A 23,520-nucleotide genomic window follows, 5' to 3' on the forward strand; every position below is an offset into this window, starting at 1 on the left:
TAATGGCAGGTGAGGAAGTTTGGGATTTTTTGACCGTTTAAAAGAGAGTTTAATAAAAACCAAGCAAAACATCGTAGCTAAAATTGAGGATGTCTTCAAAAAGTCGACGGTCGATGAGGAGCTTTTTGAAAAACTGGAAGAAATATTGATTGAAGGTGACGTGGGTGTTAAACCAAGTCTTGAGCTGGTGGAAAAGCTAAGAAAAACGGCAAGAGAACGACGGATTACCGATAGTGAGCAATTAAAGCAGGTGTTAAAAGAAGAAATCTTAAAAATTTTAGAAGCGGGAGACAATAAACTGAAGAATGTCCCAAGAACGCCCCTGGTAATATTGGTAGTAGGGGTAAATGGTGTAGGTAAAACTACCACTATCGGGAAATTAGCTTACTACTTCAAGCAACAAGGAAAGCAGGTATTGTTAGCAGCTGGCGATACTTTTAGGGCTGCTGCCATAGAGCAATTGGAAATCTGGGGTAATAAAGTAGGATGTCCGGTGATAAAACAAAAAGAAGGTTCGGATCCGGCAGCGGTGGCTTTTGATGCAGTTAAGGCGGCCATTGCCCGAAAAATAGATGTATTAATTATTGATACCGCTGGTAGGCTTCATACAAAAACAAACTTAATGGAAGAACTAAGAAAAGTAAAAAGAGTAATAGAAAGGGAGTTACCGGGGGCTCCTGATGAAGTTTTATTAGTTTTGGATGCCACTACCGGACAGAATGCTTTAAGTCAAGTGGAGTATTTTAATAAAGCCCTGGATTTGACCGGTCTGGTTTTAACAAAACTGGATGGAACAGCTAAAGGCGGTGTAATTATAGGGATTAAAAGTAGTTATCAAATTCCAATAAAATTTATTGGGGTTGGGGAAAAAATGGATGATTTAAGACCCTTTGACCCCCAAGAATTTGTTGAAGCGTTATTTTCATCTTAAAAAATAAACCGCAGGGAGGAATTCCAATGTCTGTAAAAATTGCAGTAATTGGTGGTACCGGTGTTTATGACCCGAAGATGTTAAATAATCTTTCCAGAGAAAAAGTAGCTACGCCTTATGGCGATATTGAAGTTACGATAGGCGAACTTTCAGGTAAAAGGGTGGCATTTCTTCCACGCCATGGAGCTGGCCATACGGTTCCACCCCACCTTATTAATTACCGGGCCAATATCTGGGGGTTGAAAACGCTGGGAGTTAAGCAAATTATTGCAACGACTGCCGTTGGTTCGTTGAATTTAAATATGAAAGGTGGTGATTTTGTTTTGATTGACCAGTTTCTTGATTTTACGAAAAACCGCATTTATACCTTTTATGATGGGGGCGAACGAGGCGTAATTCATACCGATGTCACCGAACCATATTGCCCGGAATTGCGAAAAATTATTTATAACGCTGCGAAAGAGTTGGGATATACCGTACATCCTGCGGGTACCTATGTTTGTACCGAAGGCCCGCGTTTTGAAACGGCAGCGGAAATAAAAATGTTTGCAAAATTAGGTGGAGACCTTGTGGGAATGACCAGCGTTCCGGAAGTTGTGTTAGCAAGGGAAGCCGAAATGTGTTATGCTTCAATTTCCTTAGTGACCAACTATGCCGCTGGTATTTCACCTAATCCTTTAACCCATGAAGAAGTTGTGGAAATGATGACCGCTAAAAGTGAACAATTAAAGAACCTTATTGCTAAAACTATTGAGAACCTTGATCCCGACCGGAGCTGCTGGTGTCAGAGGGCAGTGAGTGGTCAAAGTCAGTTAGGGAAATAAAAAAACAGGGGAATGGGGAGAATTTTATGAGCATTATCAGGGATAGAAAGCTTGCTCCTTTAGGGCAGCAAAAAATTAATTGGGTCAAAAATTACATGCCGGTTTTAAATTATTTAAAAAATGAATTGCTTGGGAAAAAACCCTTGTCCGGAAAAAAGATTACGATGAGTATCCATTTGGAGGCAAAAACTGCTTACCTTGCATTAATTTTGCGAGATCTTGGCGCAGAAGTTGCCGTGACCGGCTCAAATCCACTTTCAACCCAGGATGAGATTGCTGCTGCCTTGGTTGAAGAGGGTTTAGAAGTTTTTGCCTGGCATGGGGCTACGCCTTCGGAGTACGAAGAACATTTAATAAAAGCTTTAGAAATTAAGCCCGATATTATTATTGATGACGGAGGAGACCTGGTTCACATCTTACATCATGTTCGCCCGGATTTGGCGCTAAACGTAATTGGTGGTGCGGAAGAAACAACTACGGGCGTCCATCGTTTGCGGATTCTGGAAAAAAAGAATGCCTTGAAATTTCCAATGATTGCGGTAAATGATGCTTTAACCAAGCATATGTTTGATAATCGTTACGGTACCGGGGAATCATCTCTTACGGCCCTCATGGCTACTACCAATTTATTAATTGCTGGAAAGAATCTTGTGGTTGCAGGGTACGGCTGGTGTGGTAAAGGTGTAGCACAAAAAGCCCGGGGACTTGGTGCGCGGGTGATTGTTACAGAGGTTAATCCCATTCGTGCTTTAGAAGCCTATATGGATGGTTTTGAAGTTACTGATTCGCTGACCGCTGCTAAAATAGGAGATATCTTTATAACAGTTACCGGTTGCAAAGATGTGTTCCGGGGAAGACATTTTGAAGTAATGAAAAACGGTGCAATTCTTGCCAATGCCGGTCATTTTAATGTGGAAATCAACCTCGATGAGTTAAAAGCTATGGCAGTGGAAATCCGCGAAGTGAGGCCAAAGGTAACCGGTTATATCCTCCCTGATGGCCGGCAGCTTAACGTTATTGCCGAAGGCCGTTTGGTAAACTTGGCTGCGGGACAAGGGCATCCGGCGGAAATTATGGATCTTTCTTTTTCATTACAGCTCTTGGCGGTTTTGTATCTTTTGGAAAAACATGATGAATTATTACCTAAAGTTTATAATTTACCAAACGAACTTGATGAAAAAGTTGCTCTATATAAATTAAAATCGCTTAATATCGAAATAGACAAGTTAACCGATGACCAAAAAGAATATTTATTTGGTTAAAGAGAAGGGGTTTAAATGAAGCTAAGTGTTGAAAAATTAAAGGAAAAGATAGTTAGAACAACGCAAAAACTTTGCCAGTACGGGTTAATGTTTTATAACTGGGGTAGTTTGAGTGTGTATATACCGGAAGAGAAAGTGGTAGTAATTACTCCCCTTACTCCAGATATGGCTTGCTTAAGTACCTTTGACGTCTTAATTGTGGATATGGAGGGGAATATTTTAGAGGGAGAAAATCAAGCAAAATTTAATTTAAAACTCCACCGGCAAATTTATAACGTTCGTCCGGATGTCCGTGCTATCATTCATGCTCACCCCGTACACTGTACTGCACTTTCGGTATTACATGAACCATTGCCGGTTATTTTGCCGGAAATGGTACGGTCTATTGGAAAAGACGTGCCTTTACTTAAGTCGGTTTATATTGATTCTGAAAGTTATTTGTTAGAAATAAAGGAAAAGGCTTTTGCCAATAATGCTTTTTTGCTGGCCAACAATGGTCTTATTACCATGGGAGAAAATCTTGATGTCTGCTTTAACCTTTGTCGAATTGTAGAAAAATGTGCGGAAATTTATTTAGCGGCATTAAAGGTACGTAGGCCACATATTTTAAGTTCGGAAGAAATTAATTACCTAAAAAAACTTTTTTAACCGGGGATGGTGAACGAATTGACAATCCTAATAAAAAATGCTACGGTTTTAGACTTAAAGAAGTTTGCAGCGGTTGAAAACGATATTTTAATTGAGGGAAACAAGATTTCTAAAATCGGTGTAGATATTGAGGTAAATGAAAAAGAAAATTTAAAAATAATTGACGGGAGCAATAAAGTAGCTTTACCGGGTTTAATTAATGGCCATACGCATGTAGCCATGACCTTATTTCGGGGAGCAGCCGATGACCTTCCTTTAATGGACTGGTTAAATAATGTTATTTGGCCCAGTGAAAGCCGCTTAACCGGCGAAGATGTTTACTGGGGAAGTCTTTTGGGAATAGTGGAAATGATTAAGAGCGGAACTACTACATTTTGCGACATGTATTTTTTCATGGATGAAGTTGCTCATGCTGTTGAACAAAGCGGTATTCGGGCTATATTAAGCCGTGGTATGGTTGCTATAGACCCGGCTAACGGCGAAAAGGGACTTAAGGAAAGTGTAGATTTTATTGAAAAGTGGCAGGGGAAGGCCAATGGTCGGATAACTACCGCATTGGCACCTCATGCTCCCTATACATGTCCTCCAGAATTTTTAAAGGATGTAATTTGGGAAGCAAAAAGATTAAATGTTCCGATAAACATCCATATTAGCGAAACTTTAGATGAAATAAGTATTATCAAGGAAAGATATGGAACAACGCCGGTCAGACATTTAGAAAGCTTAGGCTTATTTGAGGTAAAAACCATAGGAGCCCACTTAGTATATGTTGATGACGAGGAAATTCAGATTCTCAAACGTTATCAAGTCGGTGCCATTCATAACCCCCAAAGCAATATGAAGTTAGCATCGGGAATTGCTCCGGTGGCAAAAATGTTAGAAGCCGGGGTTTTAGTAGGATTGGGCACTGATGGGGCTGCAAGTAACAATGACCTGGACATGATTGAAGAATTACGTACGGCTTCTTACTTACAAAAAGTAAGCAGCATGAATCCGGAAGCCTTAAACGCCAAAACTTCTATCGCAATGGCAACGAGTTTGGGTGCCAGGGCCTTGGGGTTAACGGAAGTTGGTTTACTTCAGGAAGGATATAAAGCCGATATAATTTTACTTAATACCAATGAAACCAATTTTTATCCCAGGCATAACATTTTTAACTTAATTGCTTATTCGGCCAAAGGAGCCGATGTGGATACGGTAATTGTCGATGGGGAAGTTATCATGGAAAAGAGACAGCTAACACGCCTTGATGAGGAAAAAATTAAATTTGAAGCAAACAAACGCGGATTAAAATTAGTTGCGGGGTAGATAATGTGCAAACGGTACGTCTAACAAAAGGGAGAAACCATCGGGTTTACAGAGGCCATCCCTGGATTTATAAAACCGAATTAGCCGCTCAATACCCGTATTCTCCGGGGGAATTAGTTCGTGTTTTGGACCATAATAACCGTTTTGTAGGAATTGGTTATTATAATAGTAACTCTCAAATTGCGGTAAGAATAATGTCTTTTCACGACGAAGAAATAAACTATGACTGGATTAAAAAGAAAATAATTAAAGCTTATCAGTATCGTTCCTCGGTAGTTTCCAATACCGATGCTTACCGTTTGATATACGGAGAAGCCGATCAAATTCCCGGTTTAATTGTGGACCGCTTTGGAGATTACTTGGTGTTGCAGAGTTTAACTTATGGTATTGAAAAATTAAAACCGTTAATTGTTGAGGCCTTAATGGAAGTTATAAACCCCAAGGGTATTTATGAAAGAAGCGATGTTCCGGTGCGGGCCAAGGAGGGATTACCCCTTGCAACCGGACTCTTAGCTGGCGAAGTACCGGAACTGGTGGTAATTAACGAAAATGGCTTTAAATTTTCGGTGAATATAAAAGAAGGTCATAAAACCGGTTATTTTTTGGACCAGAGAGAAAATCGTTTAGCTTTAAAACCTTTTTTCCGTGGAAAAAAAGTACTGGATTGTTTTTGTCATACGGGAGCTTTTTCCGTTTATGCTGCCGGGTTTGGAGCAAAAGAAGTAATTGGGGTAGATATTTCTTCCGAGGCGATAACCCGGGCCCAGGAAAATGCTGTATTAAACGGATTTCAGGATAAAATTTTCTTTATCGAGGCGAACTGTTTTGACTACCTGCGCGAACTGGAAAAGAATAGAGCAAATTTCGATATTGTAATTTTAGATCCTCCTGCCTTTACCAAAAGTAAAGAAGCTTTACCTGGTGCCATAAGGGGTTATAAAGAGATAAATCTAAGGGCCTTAAAGCTTTTAAATGAAGGGGGTATTTTAGTCACCAGTTCCTGTTCGTATCATTTAACCGAAGATTTATTCTGGAATGTGATTTCTGAGGCGGCGTTTGATGCCAAAAAAAGAGTGAGGATTATTGAAGCCCGGCGGCAAGCTAAAGATCACCCGATGCTCCTCTCCTCACCCGAAACGTATTATTTGAAGTTTTTCATTTTACAAGTTATCTCTTAAAAAGGGAGCCGATAACCGTTTTAAGGTTGGCCGATGCTACCCCTAAAAAACTACTGTGGCTTTCAAAAATATCCTTTAAAGCATAGATTAACCTGTCCAATTCTTCTTTTTCTACAATAAGGGGTGGTTCTAAGCGAATTACATTAGGATTATTCAGGGTATATGCGGTAATAATCCTGTGCTTATTCATTAACAGTCCAGCGACAAAGCTGCCGGTATACTCCCGGGCGAGATTTGTTAGCCCGGGAATTTTATTTAATAAGCCCTGGGGTTCGTTGAATTCGAGCCCAATTAAAAGACCTTTACCTCGGACTTCTTTAATCAGGGGATAGGAGGTTTGCAGTGAACTTAACTGGCTCAATAAGTAATCCCCAAGTTCTTTGGCTTTTTTTGCTAAATCCCACTTCACTAAAAGTTCAATTGCTTTGATTACTGCTGCCATTGCCTTAGTATTTCCACCAAAAGTAGAAGTATGCAGGGTTGCTTTATCGGTGGACCCGTAAGCTTTTTTCCAGATAGTATCAGTGGTTATATACGCACCCACAGGCATAACTCCACCGCCCAGGGATTTAGCCACACACATGATATCGGGGACAATTTCGTCATATTCTACCGCAAAGACTTTGCCAGTTCTACCAAAACCGGTTTGGATTTCATCCACTATTAACAGCGCTCCGTATTTATGGCAAAGTTCTAATGCATTTTTTAAATAGCCTTGCGGAGGAACAATAACGCCACCCTCACCTTGAATCGGTTCTACAATAAAGGCTGCGATGGGTTTAGATTTTAAGATATTCTCCAATTCGTCTAAATCTCCGTATGTTACGGGATAGCATTCGGGTAAGAGGGGGGTAAAAGGTGTTTGGTACTTTTGCCTACCGGTAACGGAAAGGGCGCCAAAAGATTTTCCGTGAAAAGAATTGTGAGCATAAACAATGCCCGGACGCCCGGTATAAATTCTGGCGAGCTTCAGCGCTCCTTCCACAGCTTCTGCTCCAGAATTACCAAAAAATACCCGCTTTAAATTACCAGGAGTTATTTTTGCTAAATTGTAGGCAGCTGCTCCAATTAACTGACCTATCGAGGCCTGCAAAAGATTGGGCAGTTCTTCCACCATTTTTACCGCTTCCCAGATTTCCTCTGGATTGTGACCGAAGTTTAAGCTACCATAACCTCCTAAAAAGTCGAGATAAATATTTCCCTCATTGTCCCAAACTTTTGTTCCCTTAGCTTTAACAAACTGTTTATCAAATTCCAATAAACTTAAAAGGGTTGCTAAACTTTCGTTAACGTACTCACGGTAGAGGTCCCGGATATCCTGACGGGTTAAGGTTAAAGCTTGCTCCAAGGTAATAAGTTCCATTTTCTTGCCTCCTTCTTTTTTCCTTGACAATTTAAGTATATATAAATAAAATACTACTGTAAAGGTTAAATACTTGACAGGTGAAAAAATGATTGATGAATTTGCCCGAAACGGAAGCTTGTTAGAACTTTATGGAGGTTTATTGACCGAAAAACAACGGGAAATTCTTGAACTTTATTATATCGAAAATTGGTCTTTAGCGGAAATTGCCGAGTATTTAAAAATAAGCCGGCAGGGAGTTTATGACATTTTACAGCGGGCTATACGGCAGTTAAACATTTTTGAAGAAAAACTCGGTTTATTAAGAAAAAATGAACAAAAAATAGCCCGGTATAATAATATCCTAACGAAAATGCAAGAGTTACTGGGTGAAGATAACTATAAACTTTTATTACCTTATTTTGAAGAAATTAAAAATTTATTTGATTAGCGGGAGCGGATGAAATGGTTTTTGAAAACCTGTCAAATAAACTTCAGGAAGTTTTTAAAAAGCTAAAAGGTAAGGGAAGATTAACCGAAGAAGATGTTAACCTGGCACTCAGGGAAGTGCGGATAGCTCTTTTGGAAGCTGATGTTAATTTTCAGGTAGTCAAAGATTTTATTGCTAAAGTAAAAGAAAAAGCAGTTGGTCATGAAGTACTGGAAAGTTTAACCCCAGGGCAGCAGGTAATAAAAATTGTTCATGAAGAATTAATAAATTTAATGGGAAAAACCAATGCAAAATTAAATGATGCTGGTTCGCCTCCAACGATTATTATGCTTGTGGGCTTGCAGGGGGCCGGTAAGACTACTACCGCTGCCAAGTTAGCCTATTTATTAAAAAAACAGGGGAAGAAACCGCTTTTAGTAGCTGCGGACGTTTACCGCCCAGCGGCAATCAAACAGCTCCAGGTTTTAGGCGATTCCATTGACGTGCCGGTATTTACGATGGGAGAGCAGTCACCGGTAGATATTGCCAAAGCTTCGATTAATTTTGCCAAGTCAAACTTAAAAAATTACGTCATAATTGATACTGCAGGACGCTTGCACATCAATGAAGAATTGATGGATGAACTAAAGAAAATCAAGGATGTGGTTCATCCCCACGAGATACTGTTGGTTGTGGACGCCATGACCGGTCAGGATGCGGTAAATGTGGCAAAAAGTTTCAACGATGAGTTAGGTTTAACCGGGGTGATTCTTACCAAATTAGATGGGGATACCAAAGGGGGTGCAGCCTTATCGGTTAAGGCTGTAACCGGATGCCCGATTAAGTTTGCGGGAATGGGTGAAAAAATTGAAAACTTGGAGCCCTTTTATCCAGATCGAATGGCTTCCCGTATTTTGGGTATGGGTGACGTTTTAACCCTGATTGAAAAAGCTAAAGAAGCCTTAGATGCAGAAAAAGCCCAGAAAATGCAGGAAAAATTAAAAAGCAGGGAGTTTGATTTAGAAGATTTTTTGGATTCCATGCAGCAAATAAAGAAGATGGGGCCGTTAGAGCAATTACTGGGAATGATTCCTGGGATGGGTAAAGTAAAAGATATTGCGGGGATGGTTGATGAAAAAGAGCTAAAACACATCGAAGCTATTATTTATTCCATGACTCCCGAAGAAAGAAGAAAGCCGGAAATTATTGATGGTAGCCGAAAAAAGCGTATTGCTAAAGGTAGCGGAACTTCGATTCAAGAGGTTAACCGGTTGTTAAAGCAATTTGAACAGATGAAGAAATTGATGAAACAATTTGGTGGTATGGAGAAACAGTTAAAAAAAGGCAAAAAAATTAAGTTTCCCTTCTTTTCATAAAATAGCAATTGGAAACCTAATAAGGGAGGTGAAATAATGGCAGTAAAAATACGCTTGAAAAGAATGGGGGCAAAGAATAATCCCTTTTATCGGGTGGTAGTGGCCGATGCCCGTTCGCCGCGGGATGGCCGCGTTATTGATGAGATTGGTTATTATGATCCGGTGAAGCAGCCGGCGGCAGTAGTTATTAACGAAGAAAAAGCTCTGGACTGGCTTAAAAAAGGTGCCCAGCTAACCGAAACTGCCCGCGCTCTTTTTAGAAAAGCCGGGGTTTTACAAAAATTTCAGCAAAAATAGACACCGAGAGGTGGACTTATGAAAGGATTAGTTGAGGTTTTAGCAAAATCGTTGGTTGATAATCCGGATGAAGTGGTAGTAACCGTTGCCGAAGGCGAAAAAGCAATCTTAATTGAATTAAAAGTTGCACCTCAAGATGTGGGAAAAATTATTGGTAAGCAAGGTAGAATTGCTAAAGCTTTACGAACACTGGTTAAGGCTGCAGCTTCGAAAGAAAAAAAGAAAGTAATCTTAGAGATAGTATAAAAAGGGGCTTTTTGCCCCTTTTTTTTAAAAGGTGATGGGAAATGAATAATTTAATTGCTATAGGCTACGTTCTTGGAACCTTTGGGATTGATGGATGGGTAAAAGTAGAACCCTTAACCGATCATCCTCAGCGGTTTTTAAATACCGAAAGGGTATTTTGGGAAAAAGAAGATGAGATTTTTCCCCTGCGTATCGAAGAGGTGCAATTACAGGCCGAGCGAATTTTAGTAAAATTTATGGAAATTAATGATATTAAAGAGGCAAATAAGTTAATCTTTGGTTACCTGAAAATCCCAAAAAACGAAATTGTCCAGCTTAAAGAAAATGAGTTTTACCTTTTTCAATTAAAAGGCCTTACCGTTTATGATTTAAATTACCAGAAAATAGGGGTAGTTCGTACGGTTTTAAAAAATCCCGCTAATGATTTGTTGGTTATTGATACCATCCATGATAAAGAATTGCTCCTGCCTTTTATTAAGGTATTCGTTAAAGAAGTAAATTTACCCGAAGGTTTTATCAAGGTTGAACTTTTGCCGGGGATGTTGGAGGAAAAAAAATAATGAAAATAGATATCTTAACTCTTTTTCCTGAAATGTTTTACGGACCCCTTAACAGCAGTATTTTAAAAAAGGCCCAAGAAAAAGGGATAATAACAATAAACTACATTAATATTCGCGATTTTACTACTGACCGGCATCACCAGGCCGATGATAAACCTTACGGTGGTGGTGCCGGTATGGTCATGAAAGTTGAACCTATAATTAAGGCATACGAAGCAATTCCCAAGAACAATTCATTTACCATCATGCTTTCACCTCAAGGAAGAAAATTTAATCAAAAGCTTGCCCGGGAGCTTTCCCAAAAGGAACATTTAATTTTTATTTGCGGTCACTATGAAGGTATTGACGAGCGAGTTCGCCAGTTAATTGTTGATGAAGAAATTTCGATTGGTGATTACATATTAACCGGCGGTGAAATTGCCGCTATGGTAATTATCGATGCGGTGGCTCGTTTGGTTCCCGGAGTGTTGGGTGATGAAGTATCGGCCGAGGAGGAAAGTTTTAGTGACCTGCTCTTAGAGTATCCTCACTATACCCGTCCTCGAAATTTCCGAGGACTGGAAGTTCCGGAGGTCTTGCTTTCGGGTAATCATAAAAAAATAGATTTATGGCGAAAAAAACAATCCCTTCTAAATACTCTTTTTCGGCGCCGGGATTTACTAAAAGTAAGGGGGCTTACCAAAGAAGAAAAAATTCTTTTATGGCAGGGCTTTTTTGAATTGGCGATGTTAATAGATGAGATTCCAGAAAGGAGCGAATAGGTTTGGGCAATGTTTACCTGGCCCTTGTCCATCACCCGGTTTATAATAAGCATTTGGAAGTTGTTACTACATCGGTTACCAATCTGGATATCCATGACATTGCGCGTTCTTCGCGGACGTATGGTATAAAAAATTATTATATTGTGCATCCTTCCTCTACCATGAAGCAATTAATAAACAAAGTGTTGAACTTTTGGCAGGAGGGCTACGGGGCCAGTTATAATCCAGACCGTAAGGAAGCGTTTCGTATTGTAAAATTAGTTGATAGTTTAGAAGATGTAATGCTTGATATAGAAAAAATTGAAGGGAAAAAACCATTAACTGTAAGCACTGATGCGCGCTTATATCCCAACACGGTGAGTTATAATTTTTTAAGGAAAAAGATTAAGGATGACGAAAATCCGTACCTTTTACTTTTTGGTACCGGGTGGGGACTGGTCCGAGAGGTTATGGAAAGTGCTAACTATATTTTAGAACCGATATACGGACCTACCGATTATAACCATTTAAGTGTTAGAAGCGCTGTAGCTATTATTTTAGACCGCCTTTTGGGGGAAGAATGGTTTTGTAAATAAGGCTATTGCATGGCCAAGAAATAAATGTTATAATTTTTACGCTTACCAAACGTTCCGCTGGACAGGGGCTCCATGAACGTGCCGGAAGGAGGGAAAAAGTAATGGATTTACTAAAATCTTTGGAAGAAGAACAGTTACGAAAAGACCTTCCTGAGTTTCGTCCCGGTGATACTGTAAAAGTTTACTTTAAAGTTATTGAAGGTAACCGGGAAAGAATCCAGCCCTATGAGGGAGTTGTTATAAGGAAAAGAGGCTCTGGATTAAGTGCCACATTCACCGTTCGCCGGGTTTCTTACGGTATTGGCGTTGAGCGGACATTTCCCTTACACTCCCCGCGAATTGAAAAAATTGAAGTTATCCGTCGTGGTAAGGTAAGAAGGGCAAGACTTTACTACTTAAGAAAGCTCACGGGTAAAGCTGCCAGAATTGCTGAGCGGCGATAAAAAGGGACGAGGATTCGTCCCTTTTTTCATTGTAGGTAAATTTGTAAATTTTTAAGAAGGGAGAAGCCTTTTTGATGATAAATTGGTATCCTGGTCACATGTTCAAAACAAAAAAAGCCTTACTTGCTCAGGTAAAACTTGTGGATGTAGTTTTGGAGATAAGAGATGCTCGTATTCCTTTGTCCAGTAAAAATCCCGATATTGAAGAAATATGCAAAAATAAACCAAGAATTGTTTTGTTCAATAAAAAAGATCTGGCCGATGTCGAAAAAACCGAAGAAATTTTAAAAAAACTTCCCTGGCCAGAAGGAGTTTATTACTGTTTGGTTGAATCGAAAGCAACAGGCGGTTTAAAAGAGGTCTGGAACATTATCGAAAAAGTTTACGGACAGTATAAAGAAAAGTGGTCCGGAAAAGGGCTTCGCCCCAGGCCTTTACGGGGAATGGTGGTTGGGATTCCCAATGTAGGTAAATCAACCATTATCAATCGGTTATTAAAGCGTTCGGTAAAAACCGGTGCCAAACCGGGGGTGACGAGAGGTGTACAATGGATTAAACTTTCCGATAAACTGGAATTAATGGATACTCCAGGAGTTTTATGGCCGAAATTGGGAGATATGGAAGTTGGCTTAAAGTTAGGCGCCACTGGTTCCATAAGTGACGAAGTATTACCGGTTATTGAAGTTGCCAATTGGCTATTAAAAATACTGTGCACTTATCGTAAACCGGAATTTTTTAATAGATTTAACTTAAACGGTTCGGAAAATCTTAATGAAATTTATGAAAAAATTGGGCGTAGAAGAGGCTTATTTTTACGGGGAGAGGAAATTGATTACCAAAAAGTAGCTTTGGTAATTTTAAAAGAATTTCGTCAGGGTCTCTTAGGTAAATATACACTGGATTAAATGTGAAAAATATAACTTTAAAATTACTTTAAAATTAATTTAATTTTGCAGGGAAAATTCGATAAAATAGCGAATATTACCTTGGTTATGAAAACATTAGACAATAATTTACCTTTTAATCTGCAAATTGAAAACCAGCTATTTTCTTCCGGTTATGAACTGGTTGCTGGGGGCGATGAAGCTGGTCGCGGCCCAGTAGCGGGGCCCGTGGTGGCTGCTATTGTGGTAATTAAACCGGGGATTTATATTCCCGAGGTTGACGATTCTAAAAAACTCTCGTCGAAAAAACGGGAAAAACTTTTTGAGGAAATCATCAATTTGGTAACCGATTGGTCGGTGGCGGTGGTAGGGCCGGACTTAATTGACCGGTTAAACATCTACCAAGCGACAAAATTTGCCTTTAAAGCTGCCCTCGATAGTTTAAGTATAAAACCCGAAGCGTTAATTTTGGATGCCCTGAAGCTTACTGGATTTTCGGGTAAACAGGTATCCATGGTTAAGGCCGATGAGATTTCGTTTGCCGTTGCCTGTGCGTCGATTTTGGCAAAAGTTATCAGGGATAAAATTATGGAACAGTACGATAAAGATTTTCCCGGTTACGGCTTTAAAAAAAATAAAGGGTACTTAACAAGAGAACACCGGGAAGCTTTAGAGCTTTTAGGCCCTTCACCGATTCATCGTAAAAGTTTTGAACCTATAAAAAGTTTTTATGGACAATTAAAGCTGTTTGAAAAGGTATAAGCGATATTTATGTTGAATATAATTAAATGGGTGTATTATGTATTTTTTATATAAACAATAAAAGGGAAGGAGGGAAAGGGGTGCTAAGCCCAAAAGGTGCTATTTTAATCTTTTTTCTCACGGGTTTCTTCTTATCCATAATTATTTTAGTTTTAAATTACTTACTGTCACCCAAAAGTAAGTCTCTCATAAAGCGGGAGACTTATGAATGCGGACTGGAAACTATTGGACCGACCTGGGTGCAGTTTAAAGGGAATTATTTTATGTATGCTTTGGTATTTGTTTTGTTTGATGTGGAGACAATATTTCTTTACCCGTGGGCTGTCCGTTTTAATGTTTTAGGCTTGTTTGCCTTTGTTGAAATGGTAATATTTATTGGAATCTTAGTTTTAGGCTTGTGGTATGCCTGGAAGGAAGGGGCGTTAGAATGGAAATAAAAACTATTCAAAGCGAAGAAGAAAAATTAATTGGGAAGAACGTCTTTCTCACTACTTTGGATGCAGTATTTAACTGGGCTCGGGGTAATTCCCTTTGGCCGTTAACCTTTGGTCTTGCCTGCTGTGCTATTGAAGTTATGGCAGCTGGGGGACCAAAGTATGATTTTTCACGTTTTGGATATGAAGTTTGGCGACCCTCCCCGCGACATGCGGATTTAATGATTGTTGCAGGTACAATCACCAAAAAGATGCAGCCTCTGGTATTACGGTTGTACGAGCAGATGGCGGAGCCGAAATATGTCATTGCGATGGGAAGCTGTGCTATATCCGGCGGACCGTTTGTTGATTCTTATCATGTTGTCCCCGGGGCAAATACCTTTTTACCGGTGGATGTTTATATACCTGGTTGTCCTCCAAGGCCTGAAGCCCTTCTTTATGGCTGGTTAGAACTTAAAAGAAAGATTCAAAATCCCCGGGTGGTGAAAAGATAATGAACGTTAATGAGGTTTATGACCGTTTGCATGGAAAGTACGATGTGGAATTAAATAACGATGCTATTATTGTGAAAAACAAGGATGAAATATTAAACGTTTTGCGGGAAATTAAAGATATGGGTTTTGAACTTTTAACCAATTTAACTGCCGTTGATTATCCGCCGGAAAGATTTGAAATTGTATACCACGTGGAATCTTTTTTAAACAACTATGACATTATTACCGTAAAAACAAGCGTTAACAGAGAAAATCCTCGGATACCTTCAGCTTTTTCCATCTGGCCAGCTGCTGACTGGCAGGAGCGGGAGGTTTATGATTTAATGGGGATTGTTTTTGAAAATCATCCCCATTTGACCCGGGTGTTTTTAGGCGAGGATTTTGAAGGTTTTCCCTTAAGAAAGGATTATAAGGTTCAATCCAACAGGTAGAGGTGGATTTAAATGCTAAAAACCCAGGAAATATCAATAAACGTTGGTCCGCAGCACCCAAGCACCCACGGGGTGTTTCGGATTATCTTAAAGTTAGACGGTGAAACCATTGTCGATGCCGAACCAGTGGTTGGTTACTTGCATCGTGGAATTGAAAAATTAGCGGAAGATCGTACTTATACCCAGGTAATTCCCTATACCGACCGTATGGATTACCTTGGTGCGATGTCCTACAATTTAGGATATGTGCAGGCTATTGAAAAACTTATGGGAATTGAAGTCCCGGAACGAGCTGAATTTATCCGGGTTATTGCTACAGAGCTATCTCGGATTGCCAGCCACCACGTTTTTTTAGCCAGTATGTCTTTGGATATGGGAAGTTATACCGGCTGGATGTATCCCTTCAGGGACCGGGAGTTAGTGTTAGAACTTTTGGAAATGCTGACTGGCTCCCGCATGACCTTTAGCTTTATGCGGATAGGTGGAGTAGCCGACGATCTTCCCGAAGGATTTATTGAAAAAGCAAAGGAATACCTGCCCAAAATCCTGGATGGGGTTGATGAAGAAGAAGGACTTTTGGCGGGAAATGAGATTTTTCTTGCCAGAACTAAAGGGCTTGCACCGGTTTCCGTTGAAAAAGCGTTAGCCTGGGGATGGGGTGGTGTAAATTTAAGGGCTTCTGGCTATAAGTTTGATTTAAGAAAAAATCGGCCCTACAGCGTATATGACCGTTTTGAATTTGATATACCTACTGGGGCTAACGGTGACTGCTGGGACCGTTTTTATCTTAGGTTGGCAGAAATCAGGCAATCGGTAAAAATTATTGAACAAGCTCTGGAGATGATTCCGGAAGGTCCTATCATGGCCAAGGTGCCAAAGGTTATTAAACCGCCGGTGGGGGAGGTTTACCACGAAGTAGAAGCTCCCAAAGGGATTCTTGGTTACTATGTGGTGAGTGATGGTTCAACCAAGCCTTACCGGATGCATGTAAGAAGACCTTCATTTATCAATATTGGGATGTTAAAGGAATTATTAATCGGAACTAAATTGGCGGACTTTATCACCATTTTTGCAAGTATTGATGTTGTTTTGGGTGATGTGGACTGTTAATTTAACAGTAGGGGAGAGAGTCTATGGGTGAAAATTTATTTGTAGGAATGGCTAAGGGTTTAAGAACTTGGCTGGAAAGTCAACATTTTTTACCGTTGGTAACCGATGTTTTTTTAATGTTACTGGCTGTAGTGGGTGTTTTAGCGTTTTTATTCCTAAACGCCTTATTTTTAATTTACTATGACCGGAAGTTTGGTGCCTGGGTACAGGCTCGCTTAGGTCCTAACCGGGTTGGACCCCGGGGAATTTTCCAAACGGTTGCCGATACCGTGAAGTTATTTGCGAAAGAAATCTTTATTCCAAATAACGTTGACCGCTGGCCGTACCTCTTAGCTCCGGTTTTAATATTTACCATTCCCGTAATGCTATTTTTGGTAATTCCTTTTGGTAAGGGAATGGTACCATACGACTTAAATCTCGGGGTTTTATATCTTGTGGCAATTACTTCCGTTGAAACCATTGTTTTGTGGATGGCAGGTTGGTCGTCTAATAACAAATATTCGCTTTTGGGAGCAATGCGCTCTGTTGCCCAGATGTTGAGCTATGAAATGCCCGTAATTTTAGCAATGTTAAGCGTAGTGATGATGGCGGGGTCGATGAAGCTTTCCGATATCGTTGCAGCACAGCAAAAGGTTTGGTTTATCTTTTTACAACCGGTTGGTTTCTTAATATACTTCATTGCCGTAAATGCGGAGTTTAAAAGAACACCTTTTGACCTGGTGGAAGGGGAATCGGAAATTATCTCCGGACCTTATACCGAATACAGCGGCATGAACTTTGCACTTTTCTTCTTGGCTGAGTATACCAATTTCATGATTGGGGCAATAATGGTTACTACCCTGTTCTTAGGCGGGTGGAATGCTCCCTTTGGATGGACATTTATCCCTTCCTGGCTCTGGTTTATCATCAAAATGTACTTTGTGATTACACTTTACATGTGGACCCGCTGGACTTTCTTGCGGATCCGGATAGACCAGATGTTAAATTTTGCCTGGAAATTCCTTTTACCGGTCTCGTTAGCCAATATTTTTATTACGGGCTTTGGATTGTATCTTTACCGGATGATTAGGTGGTGATAAAAATGACAAAGTTAAATGGTACTGGTTTATTAAAGGGACTTGCAATTACTTTTAAGGAATTATGGAAAAAACCGGTGACTTTGGAATATCCGGAACACAAGGAAAAACTGCCTCCAAGGTTTCATGGTTCATTTACCCTCCACAGTGAAAAATGTATTGCTTGTGGGTTATGTCAGCAGGCTTGCCCAAATAAAGTAATCAAAGTGGGGAGCATTAAAGATGAAAACAACAAGCGAAAACTTGCTTCCTACGAAATGGAGATGAAATACTGCCTCTTTTGTGGTCTTTGTGTTGAAGCCTGTCCCACTAATGCTCTTGTTTTTAATCAGGAATACGAATTAGCAAAGTACCGGATAGAAGACATAAAATTAACTCTTTTTAAAAGAGAGGAGATAACGACCGGGGAGGGGAGCGAAAATGCTTAATGGAGAGGTTATAGCCTTTGCTATTGTAGCTTTCTTACTTATTTTCTCGGCTTTAGGGGTTGTCTTTATGCGTAACATTGTTCACAGTGTGCTTTTTTTAGCAGCAACCTTTGTCTTAATGGCAGTAACTTACCTTATGTTAGATGCGGGTTTTCTCGCAGGAGTTCAGCTGGTGGTTTATGCGGGTGCGGTCTCAATAATGGTCGTTTTTGCGGTGATGTTAACCAAAAGAAGTGATTTACACGAAACCAACCTTTTTAACCGCTTAACCATCCCCGGAGCAATTATCAGCTTCTTGGTATTTATAGGATTATCCTGGGTAGTTGTTAAAACCCCCTGGAACTTAGCCGAACGTCCTTTAGTTGATCCGATGGCCATTAATAAACTGGCTGATTTAATGTTTGGGAAGTTTGTAATTCCCTTTGAAGTTGCGGCAGTCTTGCTTTTAGTGGCTCTTATTGGTGCCATTATCTTGGCTTTGGAGGTGAAGCCGCAGAAATGATTACCTTAGCCCATTACATGCTTTTAAGTGCGGTGTTGTTTGCAATTGGCCTATTTGGCGTTCTTTCCAAGAAAAATGCCATTACAGTACTGGTATCAACGGAGATAATGTTAAATGCCGTAAATTTAAATTTAATTGCCATAAACAAATATATAGGTGTTGATGGTTTTTACGGACAGTTAATGGCCCTTTTTGTAATTGCGGTTGCTGCTGCAGAAGTTGGGGTAGGTCTTGGTATAGTAATATCTATGTACAGAAATAAAGAAACTATTTCCTTGGATGAATTTAATTTCTTAAAATGGTAGCTATTGAAGGGTAGGTGAAAAAATGGTAGAGTTTGCAATGCACAATGCATGGTTAATTCCGCTCCTCCCGGCAATCTCGTTTGCGGTGATAGCCCTTTTGCTGTGGCCGTGGCCCAAGGCAAGTTCAACCTTTTCCATTTTAATGATTCTTACCTCCTTTGTTTTAGCTGTAGCTGTAGTATATGGTGTTTATACTCAACCCGAATTAATTGAGAAATCCATGGTTTATACAACCCGCTGGTTTTCCATGCCGGGTCTTAGGATAGATGTGGGGATTATGCTTGATCCTACCTCGGCTATGATGCTGTGGGTAGTTACCCTGGTTGCCTCACTGGTACAAATTTACTCCCTCGGTTACATGGAAGGAGACCCAGGATTTTCGAGTTTTTATGCTTATCTTTCGTTGTTTGCGGCATCAATGTTGGGGCTTGTTTTATCGAGTAACTTGCTGCAGATGTTTGTTTTCTGGGAATTAGTTGGTCTTTGTTCATATCTGCTCATTGGTTTCTGGTTTTATAAAGATTCCGCCCGGGAAGCTGCTAAAAAGGCTTTTATAACCACCCGGGTAGGGGACTTTGGTTTATTGATCGGTTTATTGTCTCTGCAACTTATTTTTGGAACCTTAAACATTCCCGAACTTGCGGAAAAAGCCGTTAACTTTCAGAATTATGTTTCAGCGGGAACCTTAACCTTGGTTTTGGTTGTTTTATTCTTGGGTCCAATTGGTAAATCCGGCCAGTTTCCGCTACACGTCTGGCTTCCCGATGCTATGGAAGGTCCCACACCTGTTAGTGCTTTAATTCACGCGGCCACCATGGTTGTGGCAGGTGTTTACCTGGTAGGTCGAATCCTTTTCCTCTTTAAAGCCGTACCTACCGCGATGCATGTTGTGGCGATAATTGGTGGTTTTACAGCCTTTTTTGCCGCAACCATTGCTTTAACTCAAACGGAAATGAAGCGAATTCTTGCTTATTCTACCATAAGCCAGCTTGGGTATATGATGTTAGCTTTAGGGGCAGCAAGCTTAACCGCTTCCATGTTTCATTTAATGACCCATGCTTACTTTAAAGCTTTAATGTTCCTGGGTGCCGGGTCAGTTCTTCATGCACTTCACGGAAAAGCCCATATTCACGAAATGGGTGGTTTGTATAAAAAGATGCCCTGGACTACATGGACCTTTGTCATAGGGGCTTTAGCCATTGCCGGAATACCACCTCTTGCAGGATTCTGGAGTAAGGATGAGATTTTACTGGTAGTTAAAGAAGCAGCCCATGAAGCTCCGGGTATTTATACGCCGCTTTTTTGGTTAGCGCTGGTAACTGCCTTTTTGACTGCCTTTTATATGTTTAGACAGGTCTTTACCGCCTTTTTTGGACCGGAAAAGCCTGAGAATCATCCGCATGAAGCTCCCTGGAATATGCGTATACCTTTGTTGATTTTAGCATTCTTTTCCATTGTAGGGGGTTGGGTCGGGCTTCCCTGGTTAGAAAAAGGGTTTGGCTACTGGGTGAGAATGGGTGAGTTTCACCATGCTGAACCGGATTATGTTTTAATGGGAAGTTCTGTCTTGGTGGCCTTAGCCGGTATCTATCTTGCCTATTTAATGTACCTGAAAAAAGCTATTGACCCGGATAAAGTTGCCGAAAAATTTGGGGTTCTTTATAAGCTTTCTTACAACAAATATTACATTGATGAAATCTACCTCTGGTTTAACCAAATGGTTGTGGACGGCATGGGGAAAATTTTGTACTGGTTTGACCTATATATCGTTGATGGAATTGTTAATGGTATAGGGGCAATTACCCGTGGTTCCGGAGCGGTACTGCGTTATACAACCACCGGAAATCTGCAAACTTATGCCTTCGTAATATTTATGGTAATTGTTGTCATCACTTTATACTTTGCTTTTGGTGATGCCTCCTTTGCATCGCTATTCTTGGGAGGTGGGAAATAATGCATTTTCCATTACTGACTGCAACCCTTTTGGCGCCGATCATTGGGGCATTAGTTATTGCCTTTATTCCCAAAGATGAACACAAGGCGATTAAATCAGTGGCAGCTTTTGCCATGTTTGTAGCTTTGTTTTTATCAGTATTTGCCTTTTTCAGCTACGATTTAGCCAAGGGCGGCTTTCAGTTTGTCGAAAAGTATAACTGGGTTCCGGATTTAGGGGTTCAATTTTACCTCGGGGTAGATGGTTTGAGTTTACCGATGTTACTGTTAACCAATCTTCTTGGATTTGCAGCTATCTTTGCATCCTGGAATGTGAATAACCGGCCCAAAGAATTTTTCGTGCTGTTTTTACTATTAATTGCCGGTGTTATGGGTACCTTTATAGCCCAGGATTTGTTTATTTTCTTGTTGTTCTACGAAGTTGTGGTTATTCCAATTTATATCATGGTTGTAATTTGGGGAAGTTCCAAGCGAGTTACAAAAGAATATGCCGGTATGAAGCTTACTATTTACCTTTTAATAGGTAGTGCCTTTCTCCTTTTTGGTTTAATATCAATTTTTGTAAAGAGCAGTGATTTGCTGGGATATCCAACAATGAATATTGAAGCATTAGGAAAAGTTGCTTTTCCCAAAGATTTTCAAATAACAATCTTTCCCTTTTTACTCTTTGGCTTTGGTTCTCTTTTATCGATGTGGCCATTTCATTCCTGGTCGCCCGATGGTTATGCCGGAGCACCAACGGCAGTATCGATGATTCACGCCGGGGTCTTGAAAAAGATAGGCGGTTACGGTTTGATCAGGATTGCCCTTTATTTACTGCCGGAAGGTGCAAAATACTGGGCGCCGATTATTGCGATCCTGGCAACGGTTAACGTTGCCTATGCGGCTTTAATTGCCTTAGCTCAAAAGGATTTAAAATACGTCGTTGGGTACTCTTCGGTAAGCCACATGGGATACGTGCTTTTGGGAATCGCCTCATTAAACATCATTGGAATAAACGGGGCTGTTGCCAATATGTTTGCCCATGGTGTGATGGCCGCTCTCTTCTTCTCGATGATCGGTTTTGTTTACGAAAAAACTCATACCCGCTATATACCTGACTTAGGTGGCCTTGCCCATCAAACGCCTAAGTTAGCTATAGGCTTAGTTATGGCCGGTATGGCTTCCCTCGGACTACCGGGGTTAATTAGCTTTGTACCGGAATTTACGGTTTTTGTTGGAATCTGGAAAAACGAAGCAATGATTCCTAAGTTCCTGGCGGTAATTGCTATTGCCGGGGTTATCATAACTGCTCTTTATGTATTACGTGCCTTGGCTTATACTCTATTTGGGCCTCGTCGGGAGGAGTACGACCATTTAAAAGATATCCAAGGTGCCGAACTGGTTCCTTTGGTCGTTTTAGGTTTTGTCTTAATTGCTGGTGGCGTGCTACCGTTTTTAATCATGGATATGGTTAATAGCGGTGTCGCTCCTATCTTGGCCAAACTTGGTGCAACAATGGCGATAGGGGGGAAGTTTTAAATGAGTGTTAATATCAATTATCTCTTGCTGATTCCGGAAATTTTAGTTTTATCCCTGGGGATATTACTCTTTGTATTAGCTTTAATTACCCCCCGCAATCTGCAAAAAGGTATAGGCTATCTTACCACTATTGGTTTATTGGGAATCTTCCTTTACATGCCCATTGCCTGGAAACATACCGGAATGGCAATTGAAGGAATGTATCAGGTTGACAAAGTTGCTATTTTCTTTAAAGCTTTGTCTTTGTTAGCTGGTGTTTTTGTTACAGCCATTGCTCCAAGATATATGGAAAAGATCGGTTATTACAGTGAATTTTTCGTCTTTGCAGTGTTTGCTGTCTTGGGTATGATGATTTTAGTTTCAGCAACGGACTTTCTGACGCTTTACCTGGGTCTGGAGCTAATGACAATTACCTTTATTATTCTTGCCGCTTATAAGCGGGAATCGGCAATTGGAGCCGAAGCCGGAATAAAATATTTAATTTTGGCAGGGGTTTCCTCGGCGATTTTACTGTACGGTTTATCGTTGTTCTATGGACTAACCAGAACGTTAAATATTGTGGATATTGCGGCAATTGTAACAAATAATGGAATAAGTCCGACCTTTGTTTTAGCTATGGTTTTTGTTCTTGCCGGTTTTGCCTTTAAAATATCGGCGGTGCCCTTTCACATGTGGGCTCCTGATGTCTATCAAGGAGCTCCGACACCGGTTACTGCTTTTTTGGCTACCGGTTCCAAAGCGGCATCTTTTGCCATATTCTTTAGGTTTTTCTACTTGGCATTTCCGGGAATTAGAGAACACTGGGTAGGTTTATTGGCAACGTTAGCAGCGTTAACAATGGTTGTAGGTAACTTGGTTGCCATTCCACAAACCAATTTAAAGAGAATGTTGGCCTACTCCAGTATTGCTCAAGCAGGGTATATTTTAGTTGGGTTTTTGGCAGCGGATTTTGCTGGCTTTAAGGCTATAATGTTTTACTTAAGTGTGTATCTTATTGCAACAATTGGAGCTTTTACGGTAGTTACAGTATATGAAAATGTAACTGGAAAGGAAGAAATTCGCGATTTTGCAGGCCTTTCCCAACGTTCACCAATAATGGCGGCGGTTTTGGTTGTTTCCCTCCTATCTATGGCGGGAATACCTCCTCTGGCAGGATTTGCCGGTAAGTTTTACCTGTTCTACCCCATTATTAAGAACTGGGGTTGGCTTGCTTTGTTGGCCTTAATTATGAGCATGGTTTCCGTCTATTATTACTTAAGGGTGGTTTTAGTGGTATACCGGGATGAACCCGAAGACCAAACTCCAATAACTCTTCCCAATTCCATTTACTTTACCCTATTAATAACTATGGCGGTAACAATTGTTTTGGGGGTTTACCCAACTCCGCTGGCTAAAATTGCTCAACAAGCTGCCATGATTTTCATGAAGTAACGGAAAGC

At 40.4% G+C, this 23,520-nt stretch carries 28 protein-coding genes; 27 read left to right on the top strand and 1 reads right to left on the bottom strand.

The window, feature by feature from the left end; translation table 11 throughout:
* The first annotated feature begins 19 nt into the window (after positions 1 to 19).
* Genes ftsY through CARFE_RS0112725 form a run of 6 tightly spaced genes read left to right on the top strand, consistent with a single transcriptional unit; the run spans position 20 to position 6,151 of the window.
* Positions 20 to 931, top strand: coding sequence for a signal recognition particle-docking protein FtsY (ftsY, locus tag CARFE_RS0112700; protein ID WP_011344349.1), 912 nt, complete (start codon positions 20 to 22; stop codon positions 929 to 931).
* 26 nt (positions 932 to 957) lie between these two features.
* On the top strand, positions 958 to 1,755 hold the full coding sequence (gene mtnP / locus CARFE_RS0112705; RefSeq protein ID WP_028053004.1) for an S-methyl-5'-thioadenosine phosphorylase: 798 nt from the start codon (positions 958 to 960) through the stop codon (positions 1,753 to 1,755).
* A gap of 26 nt (positions 1,756 to 1,781) precedes the next feature.
* Positions 1,782 to 3,017: an adenosylhomocysteinase gene (locus tag CARFE_RS0112710; protein WP_028053005.1), complete on the top strand. Its 1,236-nt coding sequence runs from the start codon at positions 1,782 to 1,784 to the stop codon at positions 3,015 to 3,017.
* Between the two features lie 15 nt (positions 3,018 to 3,032).
* Positions 3,033 to 3,665: a class II aldolase/adducin family protein gene (locus CARFE_RS0112715; protein WP_028053006.1), complete on the top strand. Its 633-nt coding sequence runs from the start codon at positions 3,033 to 3,035 to the stop codon at positions 3,663 to 3,665.
* Between the two features lie 9 nt (positions 3,666 to 3,674).
* A complete protein-coding gene (locus tag CARFE_RS0112720) occupies positions 3,675 to 4,973 on the top strand; it encodes an amidohydrolase (protein WP_245570799.1) in 1,299 nt (432 codons plus the stop codon).
* Positions 4,974 to 4,978: 5 nt separating this feature from the next.
* Entirely contained in the window at positions 4,979 to 6,151 is a 1,173-nt protein-coding gene (locus CARFE_RS0112725) for a class I SAM-dependent rRNA methyltransferase (protein ID WP_028053008.1), read from the top strand.
* Here CARFE_RS0112725 and CARFE_RS0112730 read toward each other — a convergent pair.
* Positions 6,141 to 7,514 (bottom strand): aspartate aminotransferase family protein, encoded by a 1,374-nt coding sequence (locus tag CARFE_RS0112730; protein ID WP_051250322.1) that lies wholly within the window; start codon positions 7,512 to 7,514, stop codon positions 6,141 to 6,143. The genes CARFE_RS0112725 and CARFE_RS0112730 overlap by 11 nt on opposite strands.
* An 88-nt stretch (positions 7,515 to 7,602) precedes the next feature.
* Between CARFE_RS0112730 and ylxM the strand changes: the two genes are divergently transcribed.
* From ylxM to CARFE_RS0112835, 21 genes are all read left to right on the top strand, one after another.
* Positions 7,603 to 7,944 carry a YlxM family DNA-binding protein gene (gene ylxM, locus CARFE_RS0112735; protein WP_028053010.1) on the top strand — a complete coding sequence of 114 codons (342 nt, stop codon included), beginning with the start codon at positions 7,603 to 7,605 and terminating at the stop codon, positions 7,942 to 7,944.
* A gap of 14 nt (positions 7,945 to 7,958) precedes the next feature.
* Positions 7,959 to 9,299, top strand: coding sequence for a signal recognition particle protein (ffh, locus tag CARFE_RS0112740; protein ID WP_028053011.1), 1,341 nt, complete (start codon positions 7,959 to 7,961; stop codon positions 9,297 to 9,299).
* A 36-nt stretch (positions 9,300 to 9,335) separates the two neighbouring features.
* Positions 9,336 to 9,596: a 30S ribosomal protein S16 gene (rpsP, locus tag CARFE_RS0112745; RefSeq protein WP_011344340.1), complete on the top strand. Its 261-nt coding sequence runs from the start codon at positions 9,336 to 9,338 to the stop codon at positions 9,594 to 9,596.
* A gap of 18 nt (positions 9,597 to 9,614) precedes the next feature.
* Positions 9,615 to 9,842, top strand: a complete 228-nt coding sequence (locus CARFE_RS0112750) for a KH domain-containing protein (RefSeq protein ID WP_028053012.1) — start codon at positions 9,615 to 9,617, stop codon at positions 9,840 to 9,842.
* A 41-nt stretch (positions 9,843 to 9,883) separates the two neighbouring features.
* Entirely contained in the window at positions 9,884 to 10,402 is a 519-nt protein-coding gene (gene rimM / locus CARFE_RS0112755) for a ribosome maturation factor RimM (protein ID WP_028053013.1), read from the top strand.
* Positions 10,402 to 11,163, top strand: coding sequence for a tRNA (guanosine(37)-N1)-methyltransferase TrmD (trmD, locus tag CARFE_RS0112760; protein ID WP_028053014.1), 762 nt, complete (start codon positions 10,402 to 10,404; stop codon positions 11,161 to 11,163). Before rimM ends, trmD begins: the two co-directional genes overlap by 1 nt.
* A 2-nt stretch (positions 11,164 to 11,165) precedes the next feature.
* Entirely contained in the window at positions 11,166 to 11,738 is a 573-nt protein-coding gene (locus CARFE_RS0112765; RefSeq protein ID WP_028053015.1) for an RNA methyltransferase, read from the top strand.
* A 101-nt stretch (positions 11,739 to 11,839) separates the two neighbouring features.
* Complete coding sequence (gene rplS, locus CARFE_RS0112770; protein WP_011344335.1) at positions 11,840 to 12,181, top strand: 50S ribosomal protein L19; 342 nt, start codon at positions 11,840 to 11,842, stop codon at positions 12,179 to 12,181.
* Positions 12,182 to 12,255: 74 nt separating this feature from the next.
* Entirely contained in the window at positions 12,256 to 13,086 is an 831-nt protein-coding gene (ylqF, locus tag CARFE_RS0112775; protein ID WP_034542151.1) for a ribosome biogenesis GTPase YlqF, read from the top strand.
* Between the two features lie 87 nt (positions 13,087 to 13,173).
* Positions 13,174 to 13,827 carry a ribonuclease HII gene (locus CARFE_RS15230; protein WP_049752085.1) on the top strand — a complete coding sequence of 218 codons (654 nt, stop codon included), beginning with the start codon at positions 13,174 to 13,176 and terminating at the stop codon, positions 13,825 to 13,827.
* Between the two features lie 80 nt (positions 13,828 to 13,907).
* Positions 13,908 to 14,264: an NADH-quinone oxidoreductase subunit A gene (locus CARFE_RS0112785; protein WP_011344332.1), complete on the top strand. Its 357-nt coding sequence runs from the start codon at positions 13,908 to 13,910 to the stop codon at positions 14,262 to 14,264.
* Positions 14,255 to 14,755 carry an NADH-quinone oxidoreductase subunit B gene (locus tag CARFE_RS0112790; protein WP_011344331.1) on the top strand — a complete coding sequence of 167 codons (501 nt, stop codon included), beginning with the start codon at positions 14,255 to 14,257 and terminating at the stop codon, positions 14,753 to 14,755. The genes CARFE_RS0112785 and CARFE_RS0112790 overlap by 10 nt, the downstream gene beginning before the upstream one ends.
* Positions 14,755 to 15,186: an NADH-quinone oxidoreductase subunit C gene (locus CARFE_RS0112795; RefSeq protein ID WP_028053017.1), complete on the top strand. Its 432-nt coding sequence runs from the start codon at positions 14,755 to 14,757 to the stop codon at positions 15,184 to 15,186. The genes CARFE_RS0112790 and CARFE_RS0112795 overlap by 1 nt, the downstream gene beginning before the upstream one ends.
* A 12-nt stretch (positions 15,187 to 15,198) precedes the next feature.
* A complete protein-coding gene (locus CARFE_RS0112800) occupies positions 15,199 to 16,296 on the top strand; it encodes an NADH-quinone oxidoreductase subunit D (protein ID WP_011344329.1) in 1,098 nt (365 codons plus the stop codon).
* A 23-nt stretch (positions 16,297 to 16,319) separates the two neighbouring features.
* Positions 16,320 to 17,372: an NADH-quinone oxidoreductase subunit NuoH gene (gene nuoH, locus CARFE_RS0112805; protein WP_028053018.1), complete on the top strand. Its 1,053-nt coding sequence runs from the start codon at positions 16,320 to 16,322 to the stop codon at positions 17,370 to 17,372.
* 5 nt (positions 17,373 to 17,377) lie between these two features.
* Complete coding sequence (locus tag CARFE_RS0112810) at positions 17,378 to 17,800, top strand: NuoI/complex I 23 kDa subunit family protein (RefSeq protein WP_011344327.1); 423 nt, start codon at positions 17,378 to 17,380, stop codon at positions 17,798 to 17,800.
* On the top strand, positions 17,793 to 18,302 hold the full coding sequence (locus tag CARFE_RS0112815) for an NADH-quinone oxidoreductase subunit J family protein (protein ID WP_011344326.1): 510 nt from the start codon (positions 17,793 to 17,795) through the stop codon (positions 18,300 to 18,302). The genes CARFE_RS0112810 and CARFE_RS0112815 overlap by 8 nt, the downstream gene beginning before the upstream one ends.
* Entirely contained in the window at positions 18,299 to 18,607 is a 309-nt protein-coding gene (nuoK, locus tag CARFE_RS0112820; protein WP_011344325.1) for an NADH-quinone oxidoreductase subunit NuoK, read from the top strand. Before CARFE_RS0112815 ends, nuoK begins: the two co-directional genes overlap by 4 nt.
* Positions 18,608 to 18,629: 22 nt before the next feature.
* On the top strand, positions 18,630 to 20,561 hold the full coding sequence (gene nuoL, locus CARFE_RS0112825; RefSeq protein WP_028053019.1) for an NADH-quinone oxidoreductase subunit L: 1,932 nt from the start codon (positions 18,630 to 18,632) through the stop codon (positions 20,559 to 20,561).
* A complete protein-coding gene (locus CARFE_RS0112830) occupies positions 20,561 to 22,081 on the top strand; it encodes a complex I subunit 4 family protein (protein WP_028053020.1) in 1,521 nt (506 codons plus the stop codon). Before nuoL ends, CARFE_RS0112830 begins: the two co-directional genes overlap by 1 nt.
* On the top strand, positions 22,082 to 23,512 hold the full coding sequence (locus tag CARFE_RS0112835) for an NADH-quinone oxidoreductase subunit N (RefSeq protein WP_028053021.1): 1,431 nt from the start codon (positions 22,082 to 22,084) through the stop codon (positions 23,510 to 23,512).
* The last annotated feature ends 8 nt before the right edge of the window (positions 23,513 to 23,520 follow it).

It is taken from the genome of Carboxydothermus ferrireducens DSM 11255, assembly GCF_000427565.1.
Lineage (GTDB): Bacteria > Bacillota > Z-2901 > Carboxydothermales > Carboxydothermaceae > Carboxydothermus > Carboxydothermus hydrogenoformans.

What these genes read in the sequence shown, in the direction of transcription:
- mtnP (WP_028053004.1), top strand. Translation starts at nt 958, where the DNA reads ATGTCTGTAAAAATTGCAGTAATTGGTGGTACCGGTGTTTATGACCCG.
- CARFE_RS0112710 (WP_028053005.1), top strand. Translation starts at nt 1,782, where the DNA reads ATGAGCATTATCAGGGATAGAAAGCTTGCTCCTTTAGGGCAGCAAAAA.
- CARFE_RS0112715 (WP_028053006.1), top strand. Translation starts at nt 3,033, where the DNA reads ATGAAGCTAAGTGTTGAAAAATTAAAGGAAAAGATAGTTAGAACAACG.
- CARFE_RS0112730 (WP_051250322.1), bottom strand. Translation starts at nt 7,514, where the DNA reads ATGGAACTTATTACCTTGGAGCAAGCTTTAACCTTAACCCGTCAGGAT.
- ylxM (WP_028053010.1), top strand. Translation starts at nt 7,603, where the DNA reads ATGATTGATGAATTTGCCCGAAACGGAAGCTTGTTAGAACTTTATGGA.
- ffh (WP_028053011.1), top strand. Translation starts at nt 7,959, where the DNA reads ATGGTTTTTGAAAACCTGTCAAATAAACTTCAGGAAGTTTTTAAAAAG.
- rpsP (WP_011344340.1), top strand. Translation starts at nt 9,336, where the DNA reads ATGGCAGTAAAAATACGCTTGAAAAGAATGGGGGCAAAGAATAATCCC.
- CARFE_RS0112750 (WP_028053012.1), top strand. Translation starts at nt 9,615, where the DNA reads ATGAAAGGATTAGTTGAGGTTTTAGCAAAATCGTTGGTTGATAATCCG.
- rimM (WP_028053013.1), top strand. Translation starts at nt 9,884, where the DNA reads ATGAATAATTTAATTGCTATAGGCTACGTTCTTGGAACCTTTGGGATT.
- trmD (WP_028053014.1), top strand. Translation starts at nt 10,402, where the DNA reads ATGAAAATAGATATCTTAACTCTTTTTCCTGAAATGTTTTACGGACCC.
- rplS (WP_011344335.1), top strand. Translation starts at nt 11,840, where the DNA reads ATGGATTTACTAAAATCTTTGGAAGAAGAACAGTTACGAAAAGACCTT.
- ylqF (WP_034542151.1), top strand. Translation starts at nt 12,256, where the DNA reads ATGATAAATTGGTATCCTGGTCACATGTTCAAAACAAAAAAAGCCTTA.
- CARFE_RS15230 (WP_049752085.1), top strand. Translation starts at nt 13,174, where the DNA reads ATGAAAACATTAGACAATAATTTACCTTTTAATCTGCAAATTGAAAAC.
- CARFE_RS0112790 (WP_011344331.1), top strand. Translation starts at nt 14,255, where the DNA reads ATGGAAATAAAAACTATTCAAAGCGAAGAAGAAAAATTAATTGGGAAG.
- CARFE_RS0112795 (WP_028053017.1), top strand. Translation starts at nt 14,755, where the DNA reads ATGAACGTTAATGAGGTTTATGACCGTTTGCATGGAAAGTACGATGTG.
- CARFE_RS0112800 (WP_011344329.1), top strand. Translation starts at nt 15,199, where the DNA reads ATGCTAAAAACCCAGGAAATATCAATAAACGTTGGTCCGCAGCACCCA.
- nuoH (WP_028053018.1), top strand. Translation starts at nt 16,320, where the DNA reads ATGGGTGAAAATTTATTTGTAGGAATGGCTAAGGGTTTAAGAACTTGG.
- CARFE_RS0112810 (WP_011344327.1), top strand. Translation starts at nt 17,378, where the DNA reads ATGACAAAGTTAAATGGTACTGGTTTATTAAAGGGACTTGCAATTACT.
- CARFE_RS0112815 (WP_011344326.1), top strand. Translation starts at nt 17,793, where the DNA reads ATGCTTAATGGAGAGGTTATAGCCTTTGCTATTGTAGCTTTCTTACTT.
- nuoK (WP_011344325.1), top strand. Translation starts at nt 18,299, where the DNA reads ATGATTACCTTAGCCCATTACATGCTTTTAAGTGCGGTGTTGTTTGCA.
- nuoL (WP_028053019.1), top strand. Translation starts at nt 18,630, where the DNA reads ATGGTAGAGTTTGCAATGCACAATGCATGGTTAATTCCGCTCCTCCCG.
- CARFE_RS0112830 (WP_028053020.1), top strand. Translation starts at nt 20,561, where the DNA reads ATGCATTTTCCATTACTGACTGCAACCCTTTTGGCGCCGATCATTGGG.
- CARFE_RS0112835 (WP_028053021.1), top strand. Translation starts at nt 22,082, where the DNA reads ATGAGTGTTAATATCAATTATCTCTTGCTGATTCCGGAAATTTTAGTT.